The organism is Novosphingobium nitrogenifigens DSM 19370 (assembly GCF_000192575.1).
Classification (GTDB): Bacteria; Pseudomonadota; Alphaproteobacteria; order Sphingomonadales; family Sphingomonadaceae; genus Novosphingobium; species Novosphingobium nitrogenifigens.
This window is the reverse complement of the sequence record NZ_GL876934.1, coordinates 126860-145304: the sequence shown is the minus strand read 5'-3', so window position 1 is coordinate 145304 and position 18445 is coordinate 126860. Positions and strand designations below refer to the sequence as shown.

Genomic DNA, 18445 nt, shown 5'->3' with positions numbered 1-18445 from the left:
CGCCTGTCTGGTTTAGCCGATCAGGGGCGGGTGATCAGCGGGATGGGCGGGGCGGGCGCGCGGGGCCTTTGGCCATCGGCTTTCCGGCCGGTTTTCCCGCAGGTCGTCCACCGGTTTTCCCCGGGGCTTTCCCGAACTTGCCCCCGGACTTACCCACAGGGGCAGCGCCAGGCTTCCCAGTCGGCTTTCCACCCGGTTTGCCGGTCGGCTTGCCCGAGCGTTCCTTGCCCGACCACTCTTTACCCGAATCACCGCGCTTGCGGCGTTCGCCGCGGCGTTCCTTGCGCAGATCCTTGGAATGGGCGCGTGCGGCCCGCTTTTGCGCGTCGCGGGGGTCGATCACCTGCGGCTTTTCGAGCGGCAGGTCGCCTTCGGATTCGGTGAAGCCCAGTTGCGCAAGGCTGGCCGCGAAATGTTCGGGCAGCGGCGCGACGACGTCGATGGTGTCGCCTTCGGGATGGGGGATGAGGAGGCGCCGGGCATGGAGATGCAGCTTGCGGCTGATCGAACCCGACAGGAATGCGGCTTGTCCGCCGTACTTGCCGTCGCCGACGATGGGGTGGCCGATCGCGGCCATGTGCACGCGCAACTGGTGGGTGCGCCCGGTCAGCGGTTGCAGTTCGACCCAGGCGGCACGGTTGCCCGCGCGATCGATCACGCGATAGCGGGTGCGGGCGGTTTGTCCTTCGCCGCTTTCATCGACCATCATCTTTTCGCCGCCGGTTCCCGGCTGCTTGGCAAGAGGCAGGTCGATATAGCCGTCGTTGATCTCGGGAATGCCCATGACCAGCGCCCAATAGATCTTCTTGGCCGAGCGGCCGGAGAAGTGGCGCGAGAAATAGGCGGCGCTTCCCGGGGTGCGCGCGATCAAGAGGACGCCCGAGGTGTCCTTGTCGAGTCGGTGGACAAGGCGTGGGCGCGGATCGTTGTCGCCCGCATAGGCGTCGAGCAGCCCGTCGACATGGGAATGGGTGCCGCTGCCGCCTTGCGTGGCAAGGCCGGGTGGCTTGTTGAGCACGATTGCCGCGCGGTCCTGGGTCAGGACGATGCGTTCGGCGAGCGCCATTTCCTCTTCGGTCAGCGGCTTGCGCGTGCGCGGGCCACGGCTGCCCGGGGCCTGGGTGCCGCCGGGCGGAACGCGCAGGGTCTGGCCGGGGACGAGACGGGTGTCGACATCGGCGCGCTTGCCGTCGACGCGAATCTGTCCGGTCCGCGCCCAGCGCGAAACGGTGGCGAAGCCGACTTGCGGCAAATGGCGCTTGAACCAGCGGTCGAGCCGGACTCCGTCATCGTCGCGACCGACGACGAACTGGCGTACTGCGTCGGAACTGTCTTGGCCCTTCATGCCTGTTCTCCCTTCCGGGCGGAAAGCGGTCGGGATGCTGGAGGACAGGGAAGGGCGGAAAGGGAAAACGACACGTTCATGGGGTGTCCATAGAGCATCGGGATCGCTTGTGGGAACCGGTTTTGCCGCTTTCGGGCCGGTTTGTGCCCGTGGTGCTTGCCTCGGGGGAGTGAAAGTGGTACCCGGCCGGGAACGGAGCCGGTTCCCGCTGCGGGACTCGGCCTCTTTTTATTTGCAATTCCATGGGTGCTCCCCCGCCTTGGATCGCGCAGCCCTCGGGCTTGGCGCGGCATACGGGGTTCTCGCCTGTCATTTCGTGAGGTGGTTCTTTTTATGCAGATTCTCGTCCGCGATAACAATGTCGATCAGGCTCTCCGCGCTCTCAAGAAGAAGCTCCAGCGCGAGGGGGTGTATCGCGAGATGAAGCTGCGTCGCCACTACGAAAAGCCCTCGGAAAAGCGCGCTCGTGAAAAGGCTGCCGCTGTCCGTCGCGCCCGCAAGCTGGAGCGCAAGCGCGCCGAGCGTGACGGCGCGAAGTAAGAGAGTGGGGGAGGGGATGTGATCCCCCTCCTTTCTGCCCCCTTGCGATAGAGCCCGTGCTGGGCCAAGAGGGCGCCGTCCATAGCGGCGCCCTTTCGCTTGTCTGGTCGGCTGTTCCGGCCTTCCGGTCGGGCGAATCGCCGCGCTGTCGAAATCAAGATCAAACCCATAGAAAGGGTCATCATGTCGGAAATCACCCGCGTTCCGCTGCAGCCTGTGGCGAAGGGCTCTCTGGGCAAGCTCTGGCTCGGCGCCGTTGTCGCCGTCGCGCTTGGGGGTGCCACCGCTTATGCTACCCGTGCAAAGGGTCTTGAAATCGACACGGTGAAGGCCGGTACCGGCGCTCATCCGGCGCAGACCGATTATGTCCTGTTCAACTATGTCGGCCATCTTGCCAACGGCAAGGAATTCGATCGCGGCGACCACATGGCCTCGCCCGTGACCGGCATCATTCCGGGCCTGTCGACCGCGCTGCAGACGATGCAGAAGGGTGGCAAGTACCACGTCTACATTCCTTCGCGCCTGGCATACGGCAGCGAGGAAAAGCACAACCAGATGACCGGCGAAGTCTCGATCCCGGCCAACAGCGATCTCGTCTTCGACATCGAACTGGTCGATTTCAAGAACGGTGCGGAAATCGAGCGTCAGCGCGCGATGATGCGCCAGATGGAAATGCAGATGCGCGGTGCCGGTGCGGGCGCTCCTGCGGCAGGTCCCGATGGCGCGGCTCCGGCCGAAATGCCCCATCCCTGATTCGCTCAGGAACGGCTGATGGGTTAAGGGGGCCATAGGTCCTCCCACAGCCTTTCTGTCTGCTGCTTGATGATGGCCGCGTGCGGTGATAGCGCGCGGCTATTGTTGTATCCGGCGGGCCGTTCGTGCGGTCTGCTCTCCTTCGTTCGTTCTTGAAAGGTCAAGGGCATGTCCGTAGCCCCCGCCGACGTGGCGAAAATCGCCTCGCTCGCCCGTCTCAAGGTCACCGATGCCGAGCTTGAGGCCATGGTGCCCGAACTCAACGGCATTCTCGCGTGGGTCGAACAATTGGGCGAAGTCGATGTGACCGGCATCGAACCGATGACGGCCGTCATTCCCAATACCCTGCGTCTTCGCGACGACGTGGTGAATGCCGATCCGCTGACCGGCGGCGACATTCGCGACAAGGTTCTGGCCAATGCGCCGGTTGCCGAACACGGCTTCTTCGGCGTGCCCAAGGTGATCGAATAATGACCAACCTGACCGAATTCGGCATTGCCGCCATCCGTGACGGCGTTGTCCGGGGCGATTTTACCGCGACCGAAGTGGCGCAGGCTTTCAACGCCGCCGTCGCCGAAGCCAATCCCGCGCTCAACGCGTTCATCGTCACCACCCCCGATCATGCTCTGGCGGCGGCGGCGAAAGTCGACAGCGCCCGCGCGGCGGGCGAGGAACTGGGCAAGCTGGCGGGCGTTCCCATCGGCATGAAGGATCTGTTCGCCACCGAAGGCGTGCAGACGACGGCAGCCAGCCACATCCTCGAAGGCTTTGAGCCGCAGTACGAATCGACCGTTTCCCGCAAGCTGTGGGAAGCGGGCGCGGGCATGCTGGGCAAGCTCAACCTCGATCAGTTCGCGATGGGTTCGTCGAATGAAACCAGCGCGTTCGGCAACGTGATCTCGCCCTGGCGGCGTACGGGCGCCGACGGCAGCGTCGACACCGCGCCGCTGGCCCCGGGCGGTTCGTCGGGCGGGTCTTCGTCGGCGGTGGCCGCGCGGATTGCGGCTGCCGCAACCGGCACGGACACCGGCGGTTCGATTCGCCAGCCTGCGGCGTTTACCGGCATTTCCGGGATCAAGCCGACTTATGGCCGGTGCAGCCGCTGGGGCATCGTTGCCTTTGCGTCCTCGCTCGATCAGGCCGGGCCGATGGCGCGCGACGTTCGCGATTGTGCGATCATGCTCGAAGCCATGGCCGGGTTCGACCCAAAGGATTCGACCAGCCTCGACATGCCCGTGCCCGAATGGGATGCGAACCTGTCGGACGATCTGCGCGGTCGCAAGATCGGCATTCCGCGCGAATACCGTATCGACGGGTTCAATGCCGACGTCGCCAAGAGCTGGGACGACGGGATCGCCTGGCTCAAGGATGCGGGTGCTGAAATCGTCGACATCAACCTGCCGCACACCCGGTATGCGCTGCCGACCTATTACATCATCGCTCCGGCCGAAGCCTCGTCCAATCTCGCGCGCTATGACGGCGTGCGCTATGGTCTGCGCGAGCTGCCCGAGGGTGCCAATCTTCAGGAAATGTACGCCGCGACGCGCGCCGCCGGGTTCGGGGCAGAGGTCAAGCGCCGCATCCTGATCGGTACTTACGTGCTGTCGGCGGGTTTCTACGACGCCTATTACACCCAGGCGCAGAAGGTTCGCACGCTGATCTCGCGCGACTTCATGAACGCCTTCGACGAAGTGGACGTGATCCTGACGCCCACCGCGCCGACCTCGGCTTTCGCGCTGGGCGAAAAGACGTCCGATCCGCTCGAAATGTACCTCAACGACGTGTTCTCGGTTCCCGCTTCGCTTGCAGGGCTTCCGGCCATGTCGGTTCCCGCCGGTCTCGACCGTGGCGGGCTGCCGCTCGGCCTGCACCTCATCGGGCGGCCTTTCGACGAACAGGGTGTGCTGAACGCCGGCCTCGCGATCGAACGTCGCGCCGGGTTCTCCGCCAAGCCGGCAAAGTGGTGGTAAGATGACAGCCTATCGAATTCAGGGCGCTACCGGCGAATGGGAAGTGGTGATCGGGCTGGAAGTCCATGCCCAGGTCACCTCTTCGGCCAAGCTCTTTTCGGGCGCGGCGACCGCGTTCGGCGCCGAACCGAACACCCAGGTCAGCCTGATCGACGCGGCCATGCCCGGCATGTTGCCCGTGCCGAACCGCGAATGCATCCGTCAGGCGGTGCGGACCGGGATCGCGATCAACGCGCAGATCAACAAGTGGTCGCGGTTCGACCGCAAGAACTACTTCTATGCCGACTTGCCGCAGGGCTACCAGATCAGCCAGCTCTATCACCCGCTCGTCGGCGAGGGCTCGGTCGAAATCGCGGTCGATGAAAAGAAGCCCGACGAGACCAAGACCATCGGGGTGGAGCGCATCCACGTCGAACAGGACGCGGGCAAGCTGATGCACGATCAGCACCCGACGATGAGCTATGTCGACCTCAACCGTTCGGGCGTGGCGCTGATGGAAATCGTCAGCCGTCCCGACATGCGCAGCCCCGCCGAAGCGGGTGCCTATCTGTCGAAGCTGCGGACGATCCTGCGCTATGTCGGCTCGTGCGACGGCAACATGGATCAGGGTTCGATGCGCGCGGACGTCAACGTCTCTGTGCGTCGTCCCGGCGAACCCTTTGGTACGCGTACCGAGACCAAGAATGTCAACTCGGTCCGCTTCGTCATGCAGGCGATCGAGTACGAGGCGAACCGTCAGGTCGACGTGCTCGAAGGCGGCGGCAAGATCGTGCAGGAAACTCGCCTGTTCGATCCCGACAGCGGCACGACGCGGTCGATGCGCAGCAAGGAAGACGCGCACGACTATCGCTATTTCCCCGATCCGGACCTGCTGCCGCTCGAACTGACCGACGCGTTCATTGAGGACTGCCGCGCCAGCCTGCCCGAACTGCCCGATGCCAAGCGTCATCGCTATGAAACGGTGCTGGGCCTGTCGTCGTACAACGCCGGGGTCCTGACTGCCGAAGTCGAAACCGCGCGCTGGTTCGAGAAGCTGCTGGCCGAAAGCGCCCGTCGTCAGGGCAAGTCCGAAAGCGACGTCGCGCGTCAGGCTTCGAACTGGCTGACCAGCGAATTGTTCGGCGTGCTCAACAAGCTGGGCAAGAATCTCGAAGACAGCCCGGTCAGCCCGGAAGCGGGTGCGGAACTGCTCGCTCTGGTCGGTGACGGCACGATTTCGGGTTCGATCGCCAAGCAGGTGCTCGAAAAGATGCTCGAAACCGGTGACGCGCCGGGTTCGATCGTCGAGCGGGAAGGGCTCAAGCAGACCACCGACACCGGTGCGATCGAAGCGGCCGTCGATGCTGTGCTTGCCGCCAACGCGGACAAGGTCGCCCAGTACAAGGGCGGCAAGGAAGCGCTGTTCGGCTTCTTCGTCGGCCAGACGATGAAAGCCATGCAGGGCAAGGGCAATCCGCAACTGGTGAACCAGGTGCTCAAGGACAAGCTTGCCTGATTTGAATCCTTTGCCCCGGTGTCGTGTCGGCACCGGGGCAAGGCTCTTATAATGCGGCAGGCCGGGTCCAGCCGCCGCCGAGCGCCAGGAACAGGCGCATCTGATCGGCATTGAGCGTGGCTTGTCCCGCTGCCACGGCTTCTTCGGCCAAAAGCGCATCGCGATCGGCTTCGACCGCGGGCAGGCCCCCGATCCTTCCCCCTTTGCGCAATGTCCCGAGATGGGCGGCAACGTCGCGTGCATCGTCGCGGGCATGCGCCAGATCGCGTTGGCGGTCGATGTCGGCGCCATAGGCGGTCAGCGCCACTTCCACTTCGCGCAAGGCCTTGAGCACCGTGCCGTCGAACGCGGCAAGGTCGGCTTCCCCTTGCGCCTGCGTCGCGGCAATGCGGGCGCGCACGCCGCTGCGGTTGAGCGTCCAGTGGATCGAGGGCCCGACCGTAAACCGATTGGTGAGCGGCGAGACCATGTCGGTGGCAGCCCCGGTCGAACCGATCGCGCCGCCCAGCGAAATGTCGGGATAGAGCGCGGCGGTTGCCACCCCGATGCGGGCAGTCGTTGCCGCAAGGCGCCGTTCGGCAAGGCGAATGTCGGGCCGCCGCGCGAGCAGGGCTTGTCCGTCCCCGACCGGGATCGCCTGTTTGAGTGTGAGCGGCGTGTGGCAGCGCAGCAGCGACGGATCAGCCTGCGCCGGAGGACGGCCGGTCATGGCCGTCAGGCGAAACAGGGCCTCGCGCTGGGCCGCGATCAGTCCGGGCAGGCGTGCGCGGGCCGTTTCGACCATGCTTTCGCGACGTTCGATTTCATAGGGCGCGGCGCGACCATGGCGGACCGTCTCGCGCGTGAGGGCAAGTCCGGCTTCCTGCCTGGCGATCACGCTGCGCAGGACATCGGCCTGATGCCCGGCGTTGCACAAGTCGGCCCAGTCGCGTGCGGTTTCGGCGGCGACATTGACGCGGACCAGATCGCGCGCCGCCTGCGCGGCTTCGCTGTCGGCAGAGGCCGCTTCGATCCCCCGGTGCAAGGCGCCGAAGAGGTCGAGATCGTAGCTGACCGACAGGCCGAGGTCGTAGGTTTCCTTTTCGGAAGGTTGCGTGTGGCTGAGCACTTGTTCGGCCGAACGCTGGGTCCATTCGGTCTCGGCGGAAAAGCCGCCCTGGACCTGGCGGCGGGTTTCCCTGTCGCGGAGCAGGGCTTGCGTGCGTTGGAGATTGGCCTCGGCCACGCGCAAGTCGGTGTTGGCGGCAAGGGCGGTTTCGATCAGCGTATCGAGCCGGGGGTCGTCGAACAGGCGCCACCAGTGGTCGGGCAGGGGATCGTTCCGCGTGCCGGGACCTGCGGCAACGAAGGGGCCTTGTGCGGCGGGGGCCTTGACCATGGCCGTGGGCGGGACGTGGTAGTCCGGGCCGACGCGGGCGCAGGCCCCGAGCAGGATGAGGCCCGCTCCGGCAAGAAGGGCAGCAGGCTTTACCATGGGAAGCTCCGATGCGTGACGCGGCCGTCCTTGCGCGGGTGGACGATCACGGTTGCGGTCTGCCCGGGCAGGATCTGTACCCCCGGCGGCAAGTGATCGATGGCGACGCGCACCGGAATGCGCTGGGCAAGCCGGACCCAGGTGAAGCTGGGGTTCACATTGGCAAGCTGCGCGGCATTGCCTGAGCGTTCGCGGTCCTCGACCCCGCCCGCGATGCTGTCGACATGGCCGGTGATCTCGTCGGCAACGCCCATCAGGTAGACACTGGCCGGATCGCCGACCCGGATTGCGGGCAGCTTGGTTTCCTCGAAATAGCCCTCGATGCGCAGCGAATGACCATAGACGAGAGCGAGGCCCGGCGATCCGGCTGCCAGCCATTGACCCGGTTGCATGCTGACATTGGTCACTGTGCCGTCGACCGGGGCACGGACTGCGGTGCGGTCGAGATTGAGCCTGGCCAGATTGACCGCGCTGGTTGCCTGACGCAGCGCGGTGTGCAGGGATTCGACCCGGGTCGCCCCCTGTTCGATGGTTTCGGCCGGGACGACATCGGGCATCGCGCGATTGCGCCGATCCTCGCGCTCGGCTTGGGCAAGGGCGACTTGCTCGGCGATGAGATTGGCCTGGGCCTGTTCGAGCGCCAGGCGATAGCGGGGACGGTCGATGACGAAGAGTACGTCGCCGCGTTTGACCGGCTGGTTGTCGACGACATGCACTTCACTGACAAGGCCCGCGACATCGGGGGCGATCGGCACGGTATCGGCGCGCACCTTGCCGTCGCGGGTTACCGGTTCGACTTGGTAGCGGACCCACAGGCTATAGCCCGCCGCGCCGACAAGGAGGATCATGAGCGCACTGGTGAGCCAGCGCAGCAGGGCGATGCGAGTGGTCATGGCGTAAGGAGTCCGTGGGAAAAGGAGGCGTCGGCCAGTGTGGCGAATGTCCACCACAGGCCTGCAAACAGGGTGAGTTCGAGCTGCCCCTGTCGCCACACCAGCCGTTGCAGCGGGGCCCAGTGGAGCAGCGGCCTGACCAGCGCCGTCACCAGAGCCGAGAGCACGGCCCAGGCAAGAGCGGCGGGCATGTAGACGCCGAAGAGATCGACTTCCTCGATCATGCCGGGACGTCCGGTGCGAAAACGGGCGGCGGAGCGGCGGGAAAGAGGGCGCAGCGCAGGCCGACGAGATCGCTGGCGACTTGTGATCTGTACGCATCGTGAGTGGGCAGCGCGACGATCGCGCGCAGCGCCCGATCAATGGCCATGCGCAAGGCGAACGGCGCTGTCTGGGCGTGGCCACGACGGCTGCGGCGGCGATACCATGCGTGAAGGATCGTCAGCACTCTTCCCAGATGCGCTTCGACAGGGGCGGGCAAGGCGCCGATCCCGTGGCGCAGGCCGATGATGCGGGGACCGACTCTCAGGTCGAGCAGCGCATCGGCGGTTCCCAGCCGTTCGCCGCGCGCGGCAAGGGCAAGGCGCTGGGCAACCTGTCCCATGCGGTCGAGGGCGTGGACGGTCCATGCCGCCATCCGCAGCGGACGGCCCCGGTCCGCCAGATCGGCGAGATCGGCGGCATTGCTGCGCAGGAGGCGCCGCGCCGTCCACACGACGCCCGCCGAACGGAACAGGCGCGTGATGACCAGTGTCGTCACGATCCCGGCAAGCTGTGCGCAGGCGGTGTTGGCGAACACGGCAAAGTCATTGGCAAAGCGCGGTTGCAGGTTGAGCGCGACGATGAAGCAGGAAAACATCGGCAGGGCTTGCGGGCTGCGGCGCGGGTCGGCCTGGATATAGCCCATCCACAGCAAGGGCGGCGCGATTGCCAGCATCAGCATGGCGTATCCGTCGATGCGCGGCAGCACGACGAAGAGGATGAACGCCGACAGCGGATACGTCTTGAGCGTGGCGACAAGATAGCGGTCGATCGCCGGGGCGGGATCGTCCTGTGCCGCGAAAGAGCCGGTGATGATCGCGGCAAAGGCGGCCATGGTGGCGCCATTGGGCCAGGCAAGCAGGATCCAGACCGTGCAATAGAGGAGGATCGCGCTGGCCATGGCGAGCCCGGCAAGCGCCGCTACGCCATGATCGCCGGGGAGGGCAGGGGCCGGGGCGGGCGGGGCATCCTGAGGCAGGAATTGCGCCTGTCGTCCCGCATGGGCGAGCACTTCGATCAGGCGGTCGAGGCGAAGGGCGATGCCCGAGGCGAGGAGGCCCTCCCATCCGGCGCGATCCTCGCGGGCAAAGGCAGCGCAACGCGCGCGCAGGGCGGGAGCCGCTGTTGGTTCAGGTGCCGCGATCCACTCGCGGACATCGCGGACCAGATCCTCGCATGAAGATGGGATCACCCCTGTCGCGCGCAGGTCGTCGATGCGTGCGGCAATGTCGGCGGCGATGGGCAAGAGGTCGGCCAGATCGTGTTGCAGGCTGGCGACCTGGCCCGCGCCGATCCGCCCCCGTCCGGCGCCGGGCGGCAAGTGAAAGGCGATCATGCCCAGTTCCGTGACATCGCCGGCAAGCTGGCGGCGCAAGTCGTTTTCCAGCCGGTCGGGTCGATCGCCCAGCACTTGCCCGGCCCAGCGGCGGGCGTGGCGCAGGAACGAGGCCGCCCGCTGGCGCAGCGCGGCTTCGGTATCCCACGGGCGCAGCAGGGTATGGACGGCGACCGTGCACAGGATGGCAAGCGCGGCTTCCTCGACCCGGTCGATCGTGGTGTCGAAAATGTCGGACGGATCGTTGACGAAGGGGAAGCTGATGACGGTCGAGGCGAACCCGGCCATCTGGAACAGGGTAGCGCGCGGGCTGCGGTCGAGCACGGCGAGATAGACGCACAGACCCGACCATGCGGCGAGGCACAGGACGAGCAATTCGGGCGAATTCTGAAGATTGGGAACCAGCAGGATGGTGACTGCCGAGCCCACCGCCAGACCTGCCAGACGGTGCATGACCTTGGGCCGGATCGCGCCGCTCATCGGCTGGGCCGTGACGTAGACGGTCAGAAGGACGAACCACGGGCGGGGCATGCTTGCCTCGAACGCAATGACCAGCCCCAGCATCGCGGCCAGCAGGTTGCTGATCGCAAAGAGGCTCTGCCGTCCATCGGGCAGGACGGCGCGCACGAGAGGCAGGGCGGAACGCAGGCACATGCGCGTGAAACCGGGCGGGAAAGGGGGTGGAATGTGCCGTGTTTCGGCACGCGCAGCGCCCATAGACCCAAGCTGGGCCTGTTCCATAAATCAAAATATTTATGGTATAGATGAATTATATTGCGTTTATTTGCCAGTGAAAGGCTCGCCGATGGACATCGCCATTGCCCGCACGTTTCTCGAAGTCGTCCGCACCGGCAGCTTCATCAATGCGGCTGCCAATCTGCACATCACCCAGACCGCCGTCAGCGCACGCATCCGCGTTCTGGAGGAGCAATTGGGGCGTCCGGTGTTCGTGCGGGACAAGGCCGGGGCGCGGATGACGGCGGCAGGGGAGCGTTTCCTGCGCTTTGCGACGTCACTGGTACAAGTGTGGGAAAGCGCGCGGCGGGCGGTCGCCTTGCCCGAAGGGTTCGATTCGGTCGTCACCGTGGGTGCCGAATTCAGCCTGTGGAATCCCTTGCTGCTCCACTGGCTGTCATGGACACGCCGCCACGCCCCGCATCTGGCGGTCCGCGCGCGGGTCGATGGAGCCGACCGCCTGCTCGATCAGGTGCAGAGCGGATTGCTCGATGCCGCCGTGATCTATGGCGGTGCGCGGCGCACCGGGATCATCACCGAATTGTTGTTCGAGGAAAAACTGGTGCTGGTGCGTACCCCCGGCAACGATGAGGCCGCGTCCGAACAGGTCGGGGTATGGTGGGGCGAGGAATTTGCCGCGTTCCATCAGGCCGCCTATCCCGATCAGGCCAATCCGGTGATTGCAGTCGATCATGGCCCGCTGGCGCTGGAATATATCCTCTCGACCGGCGGGCGCGGCTATTTCCGCGAGGGGTTCATTCGCCTCTTGATGGAGGCCGGACAATTGCTGCCGGTGCCCGACAGCCCGGAATTCTCCTATTCCGCCTATCTCGCCCATTCCCCCCGCGCCGACCCCGAAGTCATGATCCGCATCCGCGCCGGACTGCGCGCGGCTGCTGCGACCATGGGGGGCGAGGCACTTGGTTGATGGAACGGAAGGTTCAGTTTTCGCCGAACATGCGTTTCTGGTCGGCCTCGATTTCTTCGAGGTAGCGGCGGCGGGCGTGTTTTTCGGTGAGGACGCCGAGCACTTTGCCGGATGGGGCGACGACGGCGAGTTCGTCGGCTCCGGCTTCGTCGAAAGTGCCGATGATTTCGCGAATGCCGGTTTCAGGGGACAGGGTGACGTCGGTCAGGATCGCCTGTGTCGCGGCCGGGGCTGCGGGGTCGAGGGCCGGGGCATAGGCGGTCGATGACAGGACGATGCCGCGATAATGGCCATCCGGGTCGATCAGGATCGCCTTGCTCGCCGAGCCGAGCGGGATCAGCGCGCGGAATTCGGCAATCGTCGCGGTGTGGTGGATCGATTTCCAGTCGCGGCGCATCATGCGTCCGGCAGTCAGTGTGAACATCCAGCCGATGTCGCGCGGGCTGCGGATCGCTGAGCCGCGCACATGCAGGCGCCAGGTCGAGAACGAATAGCCGAAGGCTTCGCGGGTGAGCGCGCTCGAGACCAGCGCAGCGGTCAGCACGACCCCCATCAGGGCAAAGTCGTGCGTCGTTTCCAGCATCAGCAGGGCAAGCGTCATCGGCCCGCCGACGATCGACACGCTCAATGCGGCCATGCCGACCAGTGCTGCGTCGTTGAGGTCGATGGCAAAGCCCCAGGGATTGGAATTGACGATCAGGCCGAATGCCTGTCCCGCCAGCGAGCCGAGGAAAAGCGAGGCGAAGAACAGCCCTCCGCGAAACCCGCTGGCAAGCGAGATGACCGAAGCTGCGACCTTGAGCGCGATCACGGTGACAAGGAAAGCGAGCGGGGGATGCATGGCAAGGTCGAGATGAAGCGCGCCGTGCCCGGCTGACAGGGTCTGGGGCGAAAGCCATGCAATCGGCATCAGCATGAGGCCGCCGATCACCGGGCGCCACGGGCTCGATCGCGTCACGGCTTGCAGGCGGCGCTCGGCGGCCGTCACCAGCCGCATGACCAGAATGCCGAGCAGGGCGCAGACGATACCGAGCCCGGCATAGACGAGGTAATCGACGAAACGGATGTCCCGTGCGGCGGTCGTGGCGATCAGATAGGGTTCGACGCCCAGAAGGCGCATCATCGCGACAGCGGCCAGCGCGGCGGCAATGACCGGGGCGGCGCTCGCGGTGCTGTAGCTGCCGATGACGATTTCGAAGGCATAGAAGGCGCCTGTCAGCGGCGCGCTGAAGGCAGCGCCCACGCCTGCACCTGCTCCGGCGCCGACCAGCGTGCGCAAGTCCGCCCGGCGCAGGCGTAGCCATTGCCCGAGCAGCGAGGCCGCGCCGCCGCCCATCTGCGCATACGTCGCTTCGAGGCCGACCGAGGCGCCACAGCCGTTGGAAAGGATCGTCTGGGATGCGATGATGAGATTGTCGAGCGCGGGAATGCGCCCGCCGTGAAGGGCATTGGCTTCGACCACGTCGGTCGGGGTCCGGCGTTGCAAGGTCAGCCAGCGATTGAGTCCGACCAGCGCGAGACCGCCCGCAGGCAGGGCCAGCAGGCGCCAGGGATGGCGGATCGAGCCGAGTGCGCTCAGTCGGTTTCCGGTGATGCCGTAGAGGACGTGCTGCAAGCCGTGGGCGAGCCAGCCCTGAATGAGAGTCGAGGCCCCCGCCGCAGCGCCGACCAGGATGGCAAGCAGGATGAACGCCGTTTCGCTTTCACGCAGGCGCCGCCGGATCGTTGCGGCAAGAGCGGGCAAGGCCCGTTTCCACGCCCACGCGAGGCGTCTCTTGAGGGAAGATCGCGATTTCGATCGGTCGGGGCTCATGGTCGTCGGCAGGCAGGATCCGTGATTCCTGGTGTCGACGGGATGGCCGGGGGGCAGGGAGCAGGAACGTTCGCGCCGCAATCCCCCGACCCGGCCGCCGATCATCCGGCGCTATCCGATCCTTGCGCGACCTGCACGATTAAATTTGCTTGGGGGTCGAGCTTTTCGGCGCGCCCGCAGGGACCGGGCGCGCCGAACGGTGTGAGTGGTGAGGCTGGGTGATCAGGCCGCCGCAAGCATGTGGGCCAAGTCTTCGCGGGCATCGCCGGTTGGACGGACGCCGAAGGTGTCGACCAGAACCTGCAGCACTTCGGGCGTCAGGAACTGCGGCAGCGTCGGCCCGAGGTGGATGTTGCGCAGGCCAAGGTGGAGCATGGTGAGGAGAACGGCGGTGGCCTTCTGTTCGAACCAGCTGATCCCGTAATGGAGCGGCAGGTCGTTGACGCCGCAGCCCAGTGCCCCGGCAACAGCGACCGCGACCTGGATTGCGGAATAGGCGTCGTTGCACTGGCCCATGTCGAGCACGCGGGGGACGCCCCGGATCGTGCCGAGATCCTCGCGGTTGAAGCGGAACTTGCCGCATCCCAGCGTCAGGATCAGGCTGTCGCTCGGCGTGTTGACGGCAAGGTCGTGGAAATAGTTGCGGCCCGGCCGTGCCCCGTCGCAGCCTCCGATGAGGAACAGGTTGCGCACGTCGCCTGCGCGGATCATGTCGAGCAGGGTATCGGCGACGCCCATCACGGTATTGCGGGCAAATCCGGTCGGAATGCGTTCCTCTGGCGCGTCTTCGGCAAAGCCGGGCTGCGCCAGGGCACAGGCGATCACGGCCGAAAAGTCATGATCGACGATGTGCGGCAACCCGTTCCAGCCGACCGGGCCGGCAGTGAAGATGCGGTCCTTGTAGCCCTTGATCTCGGGATTGATGAGGCAGTTCGAGGTCATCACGATGGCGCCGGGGAAGGCCGCGAATTCCTTTTGCTGATCCTGCCACGCGCCGCCGTAGTTGCCGACGAGGTGCGGGTACTTCTTCATGCCGGGATAGGCATTGGCGGGCAGGAGTTCGCCGTGGGTATAGACCGAGATGCCCATGTCCTGCGTCTGTTCGAGAATGGCCTCGAGGTCGCCCATGTCGTGGCCGGAGACGAGGATGCACTTGCCCGCAATCGGGGTCATGCGCACCATGGTCACTTCGGGATGGCCGAAACGCCCGGTATTGGCCGCGTCGAGCAGTTCCATGACCTTGAGATTGAGCGCGCCGATGGCAAGGGCTTCGGCCAGCAGGGTTTCGACGTCGGTCGGATCGGTGGCAAGGAAAGCCGCGATGCGATGGAATTCGGCGCTGACGGCGGCTTCTTCCTTGCCCAGCACGCGGGCATGTTCGGAATAGGCGGCAGTGCCCTTGAGCCCATAGAGGACCAGATTGCGCAGGCCGACGACGCTGGGGCCGTCACGATCCATGAACCGCTGGATCGCCGCAAAAGGTGCTGCGGCCGCGAGTTCGGACGGGGTCGTGCCGGGGTTCCACGTTGCCGGTTCGGGCAGGTCGTGGAGATCGGCGCCGACGGCGGCGGCGCAGGCGCGCGCCTTGGCCCGCATGGCCAGTGCACGAGCGATCAGGGCTTCAAAGCGGGTGGCGTCGAAGTTGACGTTGGTCAGCGTAGTGAACCAGGCATGGGGGGTGAAGGCATCGACTTCTGCGTCGCGCGCGCCCACACGGGCCGCGCGGTCGGCATAGACCGAAACGCCCTGCATCACGCGCAGCAGGATGTCCTGCATGTCGGCGACTTCGGCGGTCTTGCCGCACGAACCGACCTTGACCGCGCATCCGCCCTTGTTCGACTGCTCACACTGCACGCAATACATGGGACCACCCCTTTAATCTGCATCTGAAATGCGTCTTTAGAGGGATGAGGAAACCATGCATTTGATGCATATCAAATGCATGGTTTTTTCCAGTCGGCTCAGTCGGTGGCTTTGACCTCATCGACCGGGAGGCCGAGATCCTGCAGTTGCGGGCGGATCTTGGCGGCGTCACCGACCACGACCCACATCAGGTGCGACGGATCGAGCTTGGCTCGCGCGGCCTTGTCGAGATCGGTGGTGGTCAAGGCGCGATAGCGTTCGGGAAGGCGCGTGTACCAGTCGTCGGGCCGCTTGAACTGGATGATCCCGGCAATCCCTTCGAGCAACCCGCCCGAAGTTTCGAACATGCCGGGCAGCTTGCGCGCCGAACCGGTGGCGGCCCAGCCCAGTTCGACCGGCTTGGTGCCGCTCGTGCCGAGATAGCCGGTCACTTCCTTGCGCAGCTCGGCGATGGCGGGGCCGGCCTTGTCGGTCTGGACAGGGGCATAGATGCGGAACGCGACTTGCTGTTCGCGCTGGCCGATCATGCTGTAGACGCCATAGGACCAGCCCTTGTCCTCGCGCAGGTTGCTGGTCAGGCGGGCAAGGAAATCGCCGCCGAGCACCTGGTTCGCCGTGCGCAGGTTGACGAGGTCGTCGGTACCCTTGGCATCGAGCAACTCGCCCGCCTCGATCTGCGCCTGCGGCACGCCTGGGCGGTCGACCAACAGGATGCGCGCGCGCGGCTGGGGCACGGCCACGGCAAAATTCTTGACCGGGGCGGCGCTCACCGGGACTTTCCAGCTGCCGAAGCTCTTTTCCAGCATCGGCTTCATCGCGTCGAGCGTGGTGTCGCCGACGACGAAAATGCTCGCGCGATCGGGGCGCAGCCACGCCTGATGCCATGCGGCAAGCGTGTCGCGGGTCATCGCCGTTACGGCCGCACGGGTGCCGATCCCGCTCGGCGCCGTGCCATAGGGATGCCCCGGACCGTAAAGCGCGGGGTAGAGCACGCGCAGCGCGGCGCCGTCGGGGTCCTGTCCTTCGGCGTCGATCGCGGCCAGTTGCTGATCCTTGACCCGGGCGAAGTCCTTGTCGCGCAGGCCCGGATGGCGGACGAAATCGCTGAGCAGGCTCAGCGAAGGCGCGAGGTTGGCGTCGAGGGCATCGAGCTGGAACCCGGTCTGGTCGGGGCCTGAGTAGGCGGTGATCGCCGCGCCGAGGCGTTCGCGCGCACGGGCCAGTTCGATCGCGTCGAGCTTTTCGGTGCCTTCGTCCATCAGCTTGAGGAGAAGAGCCTCGGTTCCCGGCGCGCCGACCGGATCGGCGGCATAGCCCGCGTCGAACGCGACGCGGACCGCGACCGTCGGGACGGCACTGCGGCGGGCGAAATAGACCTTGATCCCGTTCGACAGCGTGGCGCGCTCGATCGCCGGGAAGGGCAGGGGCGGGATGTCGCCTGCGGCCGGCAACGTGCTGCGGTCGGCGGACGGCGTCGTCGCGGCAGTATTCGCGACCGGCGGCGCGGGCTGTGCCGGGGGAAGGGCATCGTCGCCGCCCCGGTTCTCGCCACCGGCCGTCCGGGTACCCGGTTCGACGGTCAGGGCAAAGACGGGATGGCTGAGCCATGTTTTCATCGCGGCCTGTACGTCGGCGGCGGTCACTTTCGCGGCGGCTTCCAATTCGGTGCGGTAATGGGCCGGGTCGCCCGAATAGAGCAGCCCTTCGGCAAGGGTCGGGGCCTTGCCGCTGTTGCCGCCCACGGATTCGAGTGCGCGGATCTGGGTGCTGACATAGGCCATGGTCGCGCGCTGAAGCTCGTCCGCGGTCGGCCCTTGCGCGATCAGGCGGGCGATTTCGGCATCGAGAGCGGCGCCGACGACCTTGGCGTCCTGTCCCGGCTTCACATCGGCCGAGACGACGAACTGGGCGCCCTGGGCGAACGTCTCGGTATTGGCCTCGGTTGCGATGGCGATCTGGCGTCCGCGCACGAGGGCATCATCGAGCCGCGAACTCGCCAGCCCGCCAAGGATCGTGGCGCCGATCGAGAGCGGCAGGTATTGCGGATTGTCGAGGCCGGGAACGGCCCACATGCGATAGACGCGAGTGGTGGCGACCGAATCGTGGATGGTCTTTTCGACCGGAGCCTTGAGCGGAACGATCGGCACCTTGACCGGCTGGACCTTGGGGCCGGCGGGGATGGAGCCGAACCAGTGCGTGACCTTGTCCTTTGCCGTCGCAAGGTCGATGTCGCCCGCGAGCACGAGCACCGCATTGTTCGGCCCGTAATGGTCGCGGAACCAGCCTTTCACGTCATCGAGCGAGGCCTTGTCGAGATCGTCCATCGAGCCGATCGTCGAGTGGTGATAGGGATTGCCCGCCGGATAAAGGGTTTCAAGCTTTTCGTAGTCGACCAGACCGAACGGCTGGTTGTCGCCCTGCCGCTTCTCGTTCTTGACCACGGCGCGCTGGGCATCGAGCCGGGCCTGCGTCATCGCGGGCAGGAGATAGCCCATGCGATCGCTTTCCATCATCAGCGCGCGGTCGAGCGCGCCGGTCGGGACCGTTTCGAAATAGTTGGTACGGTCGAGCCAGGTCGTGCCGTTCATGTCGGTCGCACCGACTTCGGACAGGGGCGCGAAGAAATTGCCCGACACATGTTCCGAGCCATAGAACATCAGGTGTTCGAACAAGTGGGCAAAGCCGGTGCGCCCGCGCGGCTCGTTCTTGGACCCGACCGCATACCAGACCGAAACTGCCACGACCGGAGCCTTGCGGTCGGTATGGACCAGCACGGTCAGGCCGTTGGGCAGAGTGAAGCGGTCATAGGGAATGTTCACCGCCTTCACGAGATCGGCGACCGGCGCGGGCTTGTCGACAGCCTCGGCCGCAAGGGCGGGCGTTGCGGCAAGGGACGTCGCCACCAGTCCGGCAAGGGCGGTTCCCCCCATCAGCAGGCGGGACGGACGGCGGGACAAGGAAAGAAGCGCTTTCATGGACATCCTGTGGCTGGGACCGGACGGATTTGCTGTTTGTTCCAGATCACGGTGAAGCTGAACA

At 65.8% G+C, this 18445-nt stretch carries 14 protein-coding genes; 6 read left to right on the top strand and 8 right to left on the bottom strand.

The window, feature by feature from the left end; all coding sequences use genetic code 11:
* Positions 1 to 34 precede the first annotated feature (34 nt).
* Positions 35 to 1345: an RluA family pseudouridine synthase gene (locus Y88_RS14790; RefSeq protein ID WP_008070686.1), complete on the bottom strand. Its 1311-nt coding sequence runs from the start codon at positions 1343 to 1345 to the stop codon at positions 35 to 37.
* A gap of 333 nt (positions 1346 to 1678) precedes the next feature.
* Between Y88_RS14790 and rpsU the strand changes: the two genes are divergently transcribed.
* From rpsU to gatB, 5 genes are all read left to right on the top strand, one after another.
* A complete protein-coding gene (rpsU, locus tag Y88_RS14785) occupies positions 1679 to 1885 on the top strand; it encodes a 30S ribosomal protein S21 (protein ID WP_008070684.1) in 207 nt (68 codons plus the stop codon).
* A 183-nt stretch (positions 1886 to 2068) separates the two neighbouring features.
* A complete protein-coding gene (locus Y88_RS14780; protein WP_008070683.1) occupies positions 2069 to 2638 on the top strand; it encodes an FKBP-type peptidyl-prolyl cis-trans isomerase in 570 nt (189 codons plus the stop codon).
* A 168-nt stretch (positions 2639 to 2806) separates the two neighbouring features.
* On the top strand, positions 2807 to 3109 hold the full coding sequence (gene gatC, locus Y88_RS14775) for an Asp-tRNA(Asn)/Glu-tRNA(Gln) amidotransferase subunit GatC (RefSeq protein WP_026166969.1): 303 nt from the start codon (positions 2807 to 2809) through the stop codon (positions 3107 to 3109).
* Positions 3109 to 4608 carry an Asp-tRNA(Asn)/Glu-tRNA(Gln) amidotransferase subunit GatA gene (gene gatA, locus Y88_RS14770; protein ID WP_008070673.1) on the top strand — a complete coding sequence of 500 codons (1500 nt, stop codon included), beginning with the start codon at positions 3109 to 3111 and terminating at the stop codon, positions 4606 to 4608. The genes gatC and gatA overlap by 1 nt, the downstream gene beginning before the upstream one ends.
* Position 4609: 1 nt before the next feature.
* Positions 4610 to 6103 carry an Asp-tRNA(Asn)/Glu-tRNA(Gln) amidotransferase subunit GatB gene (gene gatB, locus Y88_RS14765; RefSeq protein WP_008070672.1) on the top strand — a complete coding sequence of 498 codons (1494 nt, stop codon included), beginning with the start codon at positions 4610 to 4612 and terminating at the stop codon, positions 6101 to 6103.
* 46 nt (positions 6104 to 6149) lie between these two features.
* On the opposite strand, the gene Y88_RS14760 is transcribed toward gatB, so the two are convergent.
* From Y88_RS14760 to Y88_RS14745, 4 genes are read right to left on the bottom strand one after another with little or no spacing between them, the layout of a single operon-like run.
* The gene (locus Y88_RS14760) at positions 6150 to 7577 is read right to left on the bottom strand and encodes an efflux transporter outer membrane subunit (protein ID WP_008070671.1); all 1428 of its coding nucleotides are present in this window, start codon (positions 7575 to 7577) and stop codon (positions 6150 to 6152) included.
* Positions 7571 to 8470, bottom strand: coding sequence for an efflux RND transporter periplasmic adaptor subunit (locus tag Y88_RS14755; RefSeq protein WP_008070670.1), 900 nt, complete (start codon positions 8468 to 8470; stop codon positions 7571 to 7573). The genes Y88_RS14760 and Y88_RS14755 overlap by 7 nt, the downstream gene beginning before the upstream one ends.
* Complete coding sequence (locus Y88_RS14750; protein WP_008070669.1) at positions 8467 to 8694, bottom strand: DUF1656 domain-containing protein; 228 nt, start codon at positions 8692 to 8694, stop codon at positions 8467 to 8469. The genes Y88_RS14755 and Y88_RS14750 overlap by 4 nt, the downstream gene beginning before the upstream one ends.
* The gene (locus Y88_RS14745; RefSeq protein ID WP_018075807.1) at positions 8691 to 10721 is read right to left on the bottom strand and encodes an FUSC family protein; all 2031 of its coding nucleotides are present in this window, start codon (positions 10719 to 10721) and stop codon (positions 8691 to 8693) included. The genes Y88_RS14750 and Y88_RS14745 overlap by 4 nt, the downstream gene beginning before the upstream one ends.
* Before the next feature lie 151 nt (positions 10722 to 10872).
* On the opposite strand from Y88_RS14745, the gene Y88_RS14740 reads away from it, so the two are divergent.
* The gene (locus Y88_RS14740; RefSeq protein ID WP_018075808.1) at positions 10873 to 11730 is read left to right on the top strand and encodes a LysR family transcriptional regulator; all 858 of its coding nucleotides are present in this window, start codon (positions 10873 to 10875) and stop codon (positions 11728 to 11730) included.
* A gap of 13 nt (positions 11731 to 11743) precedes the next feature.
* On the opposite strand, the gene Y88_RS14735 is transcribed toward Y88_RS14740, so the two are convergent.
* The 3 genes from Y88_RS14735 to Y88_RS14725 all read right to left on the bottom strand — a co-directional run bounded on the left by Y88_RS14735 (position 11744) and on the right by Y88_RS14725 (position 18381).
* Entirely contained in the window at positions 11744 to 13474 is a 1731-nt protein-coding gene (locus Y88_RS14735) for a chloride channel protein (protein WP_008070666.1), read from the bottom strand.
* 291 nt (positions 13475 to 13765) lie between these two features.
* Positions 13766 to 15406: a hydroxylamine reductase gene (hcp, locus tag Y88_RS14730; RefSeq protein WP_008070665.1), complete on the bottom strand. Its 1641-nt coding sequence runs from the start codon at positions 15404 to 15406 to the stop codon at positions 13766 to 13768.
* A 98-nt stretch (positions 15407 to 15504) separates the two neighbouring features.
* On the bottom strand, positions 15505 to 18381 hold the full coding sequence (locus Y88_RS14725; RefSeq protein WP_018075809.1) for a M16 family metallopeptidase: 2877 nt from the start codon (positions 18379 to 18381) through the stop codon (positions 15505 to 15507).
* Positions 18382 to 18445: the final 64 nt, after the last annotated feature.

Coding starts and splice junctions, on each gene's coding strand:
- Y88_RS14790 (WP_008070686.1), bottom strand. CDS start 1,345: ATGAAGGGCCAAGACAGTTCCGACGCAGTACGCCAGTTCGTCGTCGGT.
- rpsU (WP_008070684.1), top strand. CDS start 1,679: ATGCAGATTCTCGTCCGCGATAACAATGTCGATCAGGCTCTCCGCGCT.
- Y88_RS14780 (WP_008070683.1), top strand. CDS start 2,069: ATGTCGGAAATCACCCGCGTTCCGCTGCAGCCTGTGGCGAAGGGCTCT.
- gatC (WP_026166969.1), top strand. CDS start 2,807: ATGTCCGTAGCCCCCGCCGACGTGGCGAAAATCGCCTCGCTCGCCCGT.
- gatA (WP_008070673.1), top strand. CDS start 3,109: ATGACCAACCTGACCGAATTCGGCATTGCCGCCATCCGTGACGGCGTT.
- gatB (WP_008070672.1), top strand. CDS start 4,610: ATGACAGCCTATCGAATTCAGGGCGCTACCGGCGAATGGGAAGTGGTG.
- Y88_RS14760 (WP_008070671.1), bottom strand. CDS start 7,577: ATGGTAAAGCCTGCTGCCCTTCTTGCCGGAGCGGGCCTCATCCTGCTC.
- Y88_RS14755 (WP_008070670.1), bottom strand. CDS start 8,470: ATGACCACTCGCATCGCCCTGCTGCGCTGGCTCACCAGTGCGCTCATG.
- Y88_RS14750 (WP_008070669.1), bottom strand. CDS start 8,694: ATGATCGAGGAAGTCGATCTCTTCGGCGTCTACATGCCCGCCGCTCTT.
- Y88_RS14745 (WP_018075807.1), bottom strand. CDS start 10,721: ATGTGCCTGCGTTCCGCCCTGCCTCTCGTGCGCGCCGTCCTGCCCGAT.
- Y88_RS14740 (WP_018075808.1), top strand. CDS start 10,873: ATGGACATCGCCATTGCCCGCACGTTTCTCGAAGTCGTCCGCACCGGC.
- hcp (WP_008070665.1), bottom strand. CDS start 15,406: ATGTATTGCGTGCAGTGTGAGCAGTCGAACAAGGGCGGATGCGCGGTC.
- Y88_RS14725 (WP_018075809.1), bottom strand. CDS start 18,381: ATGAAAGCGCTTCTTTCCTTGTCCCGCCGTCCGTCCCGCCTGCTGATG.